Here is a 6,594-nt window from a genome sequence, read left to right as displayed (position 1 = left end):
ACGCCGGCACCGACGTCGTGCTACTAAGCCCACCGGTCCCCACGGTGCCGTAACCGGCCCGCCGATCTCCGGTGGATCTCCAAGTAGTGATCGGGATCGTGCACGTAGCAGGCCAGCGCGGGAACGGGCGTCAGGGACGCCGCGGAGTTCCCCGCACGCTGCACCAGAGCACGTCGACTTCATGAGCGGATCGGGCCAGTCTCACCTTCGCCGATGCGGCGGAGCCGAACCTTGTACGGAGCGCCTTCCGCAACACCTTCTCCGCAGTGCCCGTCAGCTCCGACGCGCTGCGTGCTGCGGGCGCAGACAACGCCGCGACGAAACCGTACCGACGCATGCCACGCCTCGATCCACGTCGCCAGGACGGCAACAGCACCACTTCCGCCGTCATCGACCGCGTGCAGATCGCCCGGGTCAGCTCCGCCTCGAGCACGTACGGGTCGACCTCGGCAGGCGCCTTCACCCGCACCACCGCCATCACCGGATCAGCCGTCACGCCCTCGAACCCCTCCCCCAGCCCGGCCGTCGATCTTAACGGTAACGATCAAGTATCGCTTTCGGCGTGCAACTACTCTACGTCCTGCGCTGCACCGCGGCGCTCCCCCGAAAGGTGCAGAAGTTGATCATTCTCGGCCTTATCCTGCTGATCCTCGGCTACGTTGCGGGCATCAGCTTGCTCTACTACATCGGCGCGATTCTTCTGATCGTGGGAGTTGTTCTCCTCGTTCTGGGGCGGACCGGGCGCGCAGTAGGCGGCCGACCTCACTGGTTCTGACCCCCGCGCACCCTCGGCCGGGGGGTGCCGGGAGTCCTCGGCCAGGCACGCAGCCGGAGGTCGATCTGCCGAGCACCGACGCCGCGGGGTGTTGGCCCGGCATACCGGGCTGACCGGCGGGTACGTGCCGTTCATGACCTCCAACGTCACCGAGAGCGTCGACGTCGCTGTGCCCGTGCGCGCCGCCTACAACCAGTGGACCCAGTTCGAGTCGTTCCCCCGGTTCATGGACGGTGTCGAACGCATCGATCAGCTCACCGACACCCGCACCCACTGGGTCACCCGCATCGCCGGCGTGGCGCGCGAGTTCGACGCCGAGATCACCGAGCAGCACCCCGACGAACGCGTGGCCTGGACCACGGTCAACGGCACTCACCAGGCCGGTGTGGTCACCTTCCACCGCCTCGATGACACCCACACCCGGGTCACCCTGCAACTCGACCACGACCCGCAGACCCTCACCGAGAAGGCCGGCGAGGCGCTGGGCATCATCGCGCGCCGCATCCAGGGCGACATGGCGAAGTTCAAGCAGTTCATCGAGTCCCGCGGGCACGAAGAAGGCGGCTGGCGCGGCAACGTCGACACCAACGTCAGCGGGACCGACACCAGCGGTGGCTCCACCACAGCCTGATCCCAGGCGTGATCCGCTCACCGGCAGGTTCGATCACGGCGAGCTGGGAATGTGTGCGCTATGTCGCAGAGCACGCCGGGGTCGCGGGCCCGGGCCAGCCGCCATCCCGTTCAGCGTGCCGCCGCCGCGGTCGGGGCGGTGTTCCTGGTGGTCGCCGTCCTCGGGTTCATTCCCGGGGCGACCACCAACTACGACCAGTTGACCTACGCCGGGCACCAGTCCGGCGCGTTGCTGCTGGGCCTGTTCGCGGTCTCGATCCTGCACAACCTCGTGCACGCGGTGTTCGGCGTCGCCGGGCTCGTCCTGGCCCGGATCCCGGCGGGCGCGCGCGGGTTCCTGCTCTACGGCGGCCTCGTCTACGTCGTGCTGTGGGTCTATGGCCTGCTCATCGACTTCGACAGCGCCGCGAACTTCGTGCCGGTCAACACGGCCGACAACTGGCTGCACCTCGGCCTGGCCATCGTCATGATCGTCCTCGGTGCACTGCTCGGGCGGGCGCCCGCCACCCGCACCGCCTGACGCGACCCGCACCGGCTACGTCCCTGCCGCCGGCCATGGTCATGCGAGGTAGGCGGTGAGGGTGTAGGCGGCGTTGCGGTCGAGGGTGTCGCGGGCCCGGTCGTAGCGTCGAGTGGTCCGCGGATCGCGGTGCCCGGCGTAGTCCTGCACGTCGCGCAGGTGCGCGCCGGCGTCAAGGGCCAGGGTGATCGCGGTATGGCGCAGCGAATGCGGGGACAACTGCGCCCAGGACGGAATCCCGGCGGCACGCGCGAGGCGGCGCACGAGCTTCCAGAACGCGGCCTGGTCGAGCCGCCCCCCACTCGCAGTCGCCAGCAGCGGGCCCTCAGCGAGATGCCCGTCCTCGCCCGCCCGGCCGGCTAAGTATGCGTCCAAGGCGGCGGCGGTGGCCGGGGGCAGGACCACCACGGCGCGGCGGCCGCCCTTGCGGGTCACGGTGAGCACCCGGTGGCCGCGGTCGTGCCCGAGGTCGGCGATGTCGGCGGCGGCGAGCTCGTCGACGCGCAGCCCCAAGTGCAGCAGCAGCCGGGCGACGGCCGCGGTGCGCAACCGGGCCGGACCGGGGTCGGCGTCGGCGGCGGCAAGGAACGCGCGGGCCTGGTCACGGTCGAGACCGACAGTCGCGGTGTGGTCGGGGTCGACCGTCGGGCGGCGGACCGCGGCGGCCGGGTTGGCGGCGAGCAGGTCGTGCTCGACGAGATGACGGTAGAAGCTGGTCAACGCCGAAAGCCGCCGCGAGGTGCTCGAGGCCGCGGCGCCGGCGTCGAGGAGGTGGCGCACCCACAGGTCGGCGTGCACCCGGCGAGCGTGCAGCACGTCGACGCCGAGCGCGTTCAGCCAGTCCAGCCACGCCGCGAGGTCTGTGGCGTAGGCGCGGCGGGTCCGCGCGGAGCGGTAGCCGGTGAGCCAGGCAGCGGCGAGCAGCCGTTCCCGGGCAGGCAGCCGGGACAGGACCGGGTGCTCGACGTCGAGCCGCGACAGCAGCGCGCCAGCCACCGGATCCGCGCCGGGAGACGGAACGGCATGCGCCGTGCGGGAATCGACAACCGGAAGGAGCGCGGCCGGAAGGAGGGCGCCCTGCGCGGTGGTCGCGGCGTCGTTCACGAGGAGGGACGCTACGGAGCCGCACCGACATCGACTACTCGTCGAGATCGAGTCGACCCTCTTCGGAAAGGATCTCGACACAAAGCTGGACGCATGCCGAGCAGATGACGAGGTCAGCCGTAGCTCCTTGAACAATCGCCTTCCGCAGCCGTCCGCAGAAGCTGCAGCGTGCAGGGCTGTACTCGATGGGCGCACCACTGCTCATCGAGGCAGCGAACCACAGAAGGGCGCGGGCGAGTTGGAGGGAGCGCCCCGAACGACGGGCAGCGAGGACGGTGGCGCTTGCGTCACCGCCCCGCCCAGCGCCTGCTTGACGTGCGCGGCGGGTCCGCGCGGAGCGGTAGCCGGCGAGTCAGGCGGCGGCGAGCAGCCGTTCCCGGGCAGGCAGCCGGGACAGGACCGGGTGCTCGACGTTGAGCCGCGACCACAGCGCGCTGGCCACCGGCTCCGCGCCGGTGGGGCGGAACGGCGTGCAGTGCAGCGGGTGGACAGCCGGAAGGAGGCCGCCGTGCGCGGTGGTCGCGGCGTCGTTCACGGGCGGGACGCTACGGGTGCCGCACCGACATCGACGAGGACGACGCGGCCGGGCCGGCCGTAGTAGAATCCGGTCATGGCCGCCGCCCTGCGGGGTGGTCGGAAGTGGGCCCGGGAAGTTCCCGCCGGACGGCGGGGTCCCGGGCTCGCGCCATTTTCTAGATCGTGATGACGGTCAGCATGCCCGCGAGCCGGTCGTGGTAGCCGGGATCCCCGCGGCGCAGCGCGCCGATCGAGCCGGCGACGATGTCGGGCACCCACAGCAGCGGTTCGACCGGGCCGGGCTGGTGCTGCATCCGCAGGCCCGGCCCGAGGCTGCGCTGCGAGCGCAGCACGTCCAGGAGCTGCCGGTCGCGCCGGTTCTGCTTGGCCTCCCGCGATTCGAGGCAGACCTCGGCCACGCCGTCCCGGTCGAGCTCGCCCAGCAGCCGGGTCAGGCACTTGCGGCGGCGGCGCTCCGAGCTAGCTGCGGCGTCGACGAGAACCACCACCAGGTGCAGGGCGGGCAGGGCGGCGACGGCGGCGACGAGGTCCTTGCGGCGCTGGTCGCTCTCCTCATGCCAGTGCAGCTTGCGCTGCCCGCGCAGCCGCAACCCGGTGAGCGCGGCGCGGGCGGCGTCCCGATCCGCGTGCTCGATCCTCGCCGCCGCGAGGACGTAGACCCCTGACCCCCCGCTCCGGGGATCGGGTTCGGACTCGTCGACGTAGGCGCTCCAGCTCATCAGGCCGGCCATCGTCGCAGCCACCGCGAGCGGCAGGTCGGCACGGGCGACCCGGTTCCCGCGCCGAATACGTGATAACTCGCTGTATCACGTACCCGCTACCTGCGCTGTGACGTGCAGCGGGTGTGGCGCTGATCGAGCGGCATCCGCGCCCAAGTCGAACACCTGCTGTGTGACTGCTTGCGGGCGGAAAGGTACTGCCTTGGGCGTTTGCGCCAGCCAAGTGACGCTGTGCGACTCGGCGCGTGAGGACGCAGTGCCGTCCGGCGATGAGCACGCCGACGGGGACCGGTCCCGGCACGGCTGTGTGAGGATGCTGGCCGTGCGTCCCTACCTGGGTCGGGAATTTGCTCGCAAGCGGGGCACCCTCGCCGCTGGCCTGCCGCTGGTTCTCCTGTCGCTGGTGCTCGCGGCGGTCGCCGGATGTGGCACACCCCCGCCGGCCGCCCCGCCGGGCGAGCTCCTGCTCGCCTACACCCTCGACAAGAACGTCGTTCACGACGTCCTGGACGAGAACCCCGACGGGTCAGGCGAGGACCGCCAGGCAAACATCGCCGCATACTTCAGCCGTGACGAGCTCGCCAGCTTCTTGTTCGGGGCCGCTCCCTGCCTCGTCCGCCCGCAGCTGATCTACAGCTCTCCGATCCCCGATCTCGGCTGCCCGCTGCCGCCCGCGGTCACCGCGGAGGCTGCGAGAGCTACCGGGGGCAGCGGCGAGGTGCTTGTGCGGGGCATGCTCGTGCGGCATGACGACGGCCGGCTGGAGCTGATGCCGCTCTACGTCGCCGGGTCCGGTGCCGGCGCGCTTCTGGTGGACACCACCGGCCAGACCTACTCCGGCGGGCTCGAGGACTTCCGCCGGCACAACGACCTGCTCGACCGCAGCGACCAGGTCCTGGTAGCGGCAGAACCGGGCGTGACCACGGGCGACGGGCGCCTGGTCGTGGTGTCCGGCAGCACCGCGCCACCGGTCGACGTGGTCGTTCTTCTTGTCCTCCTCGTGCTGCTGGTGGTCGTCGTCGGCGCCGTGGTGGTGATACGCCGCCGACGTCCACCGGCCAGTGAGGGATGAGTGCGGCTGTCAGAAACTCGTCGGAGGCCACTGCGACGGCCCGCTCCTGCTACAGCATGGGTGTGATGGTTGACCCTGTGATGGTCGTGGTGCGGGTGAAGGGCCCAGCCGAGGTCGACCCGTACGTCCGGGAGGCGGAGCTGACCCGGGCGATCTGAACCCGCGCGATGACGGCGGAAGTGGCTGTGCTGGCCGTCCTGGCGAAGTGGTGCGAAGCGCGGCATGCGCCGACACGGTTTCGTCGCGGTGCTGAGTGCGTCGTAGCGGCTGCATCCGCGGGGCTGGGTCGGGCTGCGCGGCCGGTGGCCGGGTGACCGTTGCCGCGAGCTGGCGCGGCGCCACGGGCCGGCGTGGGGGGCCAGTGGGGACGAGCTCGCGGGCCGGGAAGGCGGGGCCGGCGGTCGAGAGGTCGTCGAGCACGGCGCGGACGTTACGGCCGACCCCCGACGATCACGCGCCGTGCGGTTGGGGTGGGCGATGACCTCGGAGCGCGCGATCGGCGATCAGCACGGCCGGCGAGGGAAATGGTGTGGACCTGGTGCAGGCGTTTATTCTTCGCTTCGAGCATCGACCGAAGTGCCTCGTCATCATCATTTCCCTCGGCGAGCATCCGGCCGACGGCGGTGAAGTAGTCGACGCCCTCGCGCAGCGAGCCGCCGCAACATCTCGTGCCACCACTCCCCGTCGTGCCACTCCCCCGGATGGGCCATTGCGTCGGCCACGAGCCGCCGATAGCGGAGCTGCTCTGGGCTCGGAGGGGGGTGCGGTGGGAGAGGCGGCGGGGCAAGACGCTCCTCAAGTGATCGGTCGTCCTTGGTGTTGAAGAGTTTGAGAAATTTCTTCTCCCGGTCGATGTCGGTCTTGAGCTCGGCGAGCGTCGCGAACGCGTTCAGCCACTGGCGCCCGACGGGGTCGGTAGGGTCGTAGACCAACCCGCCGATGCTGAGCTTGATCTGGCCTGCGGTGAGCTCGTCGACGATGACCCGGGCGGCGGGCACGGACCTGACCAGTCGATCTAGCGTCGTGACGACGAGGACGTCTCCGCTTCGGCAGGCGGCGAGGGCCTCGTCCAGTCCCGCGCGGTTGGTGCCGGTGAGCCCGTGATCGACGTAGATGCGCTCCGGTTCGACGCCGAGGGCGACGAGGGCGTCGCGCTGGGCCGTGAGGTCGTCCTGTGCGTCGGCGGAGCAGCGCGCGTAACCGATCAGGAGTCCGGGCACCGACACAGTGTGCCGGT

Annotated in this window: 9 protein-coding genes; 4 read left to right on the top strand and 5 right to left on the bottom strand. The window is 70.9% G+C overall.

The features are described 5' to 3' along the window. Positions 1–130: 130 nt before the first annotated feature. Positions 131–496, bottom strand: coding sequence for a hypothetical protein (locus tag FB558_RS42575; protein ID WP_142065398.1), 366 nt, complete (start codon positions 494–496; stop codon positions 131–133). A gap of 66 nt (positions 497–562) precedes the next feature. Between FB558_RS42575 and FB558_RS42570 the strand changes: the two genes are divergently transcribed. From FB558_RS42570 to FB558_RS42560, 3 genes are all read left to right on the top strand, one after another. Further along, complete coding sequence (locus FB558_RS42570) at positions 563–775, top strand: DUF6131 family protein (protein ID WP_142065396.1); 213 nt, start codon at positions 563–565, stop codon at positions 773–775. Positions 776–908: 133 nt separating this feature from the next. Continuing rightward, entirely contained in the window at positions 909–1,406 is a 498-nt protein-coding gene (locus FB558_RS42565) for an SRPBCC family protein (protein WP_142065394.1), read from the top strand. A 60-nt stretch (positions 1,407–1,466) separates the two neighbouring features. Then, entirely contained in the window at positions 1,467–1,925 is a 459-nt protein-coding gene (locus FB558_RS42560) for a DUF4383 domain-containing protein (RefSeq protein WP_142065392.1), read from the top strand. Positions 1,926–1,964: 39 nt separating this feature from the next. Here FB558_RS42560 and FB558_RS42555 read toward each other — a convergent pair whose 3' ends face one another. From FB558_RS42555 to FB558_RS42545, 3 genes are all read right to left on the bottom strand, one after another. Next, complete coding sequence (locus FB558_RS42555; protein ID WP_170231833.1) at positions 1,965–2,921, bottom strand: tyrosine-type recombinase/integrase; 957 nt, start codon at positions 2,919–2,921, stop codon at positions 1,965–1,967. 460 nt (positions 2,922–3,381) lie between these two features. Then, positions 3,382–3,564, bottom strand: coding sequence for a hypothetical protein (locus FB558_RS42550; protein WP_142065388.1), 183 nt, complete (start codon positions 3,562–3,564; stop codon positions 3,382–3,384). A gap of 157 nt (positions 3,565–3,721) precedes the next feature. Further along, positions 3,722–4,297, bottom strand: coding sequence for a DUF3800 domain-containing protein (locus FB558_RS42545; RefSeq protein ID WP_142065386.1), 576 nt, complete (start codon positions 4,295–4,297; stop codon positions 3,722–3,724). 310 nt (positions 4,298–4,607) lie between these two features. Between FB558_RS42545 and FB558_RS42540 the strand changes: the two genes are divergently transcribed. After that, entirely contained in the window at positions 4,608–5,357 is a 750-nt protein-coding gene (locus tag FB558_RS42540; protein ID WP_142065384.1) for a hypothetical protein, read from the top strand. Between the two features lie 590 nt (positions 5,358–5,947). Here the strand turns inward: FB558_RS42540 and FB558_RS42535 are convergent. Further along, a complete protein-coding gene (locus tag FB558_RS42535; RefSeq protein ID WP_142065381.1) occupies positions 5,948–6,577 on the bottom strand; it encodes a recombinase family protein in 630 nt (209 codons plus the stop codon). Positions 6,578–6,594 lie beyond the last annotated feature (17 nt).

This window comes from Pseudonocardia kunmingensis (genome assembly GCF_006716445.1).
GTDB lineage: Bacteria > Actinomycetota > Actinomycetes > Mycobacteriales > Pseudonocardiaceae > Pseudonocardia > Pseudonocardia kunmingensis.
The sequence above is the reverse complement of the archived record's forward strand: the minus strand, read 5'-3'. Positions and strand labels throughout refer to the sequence as shown.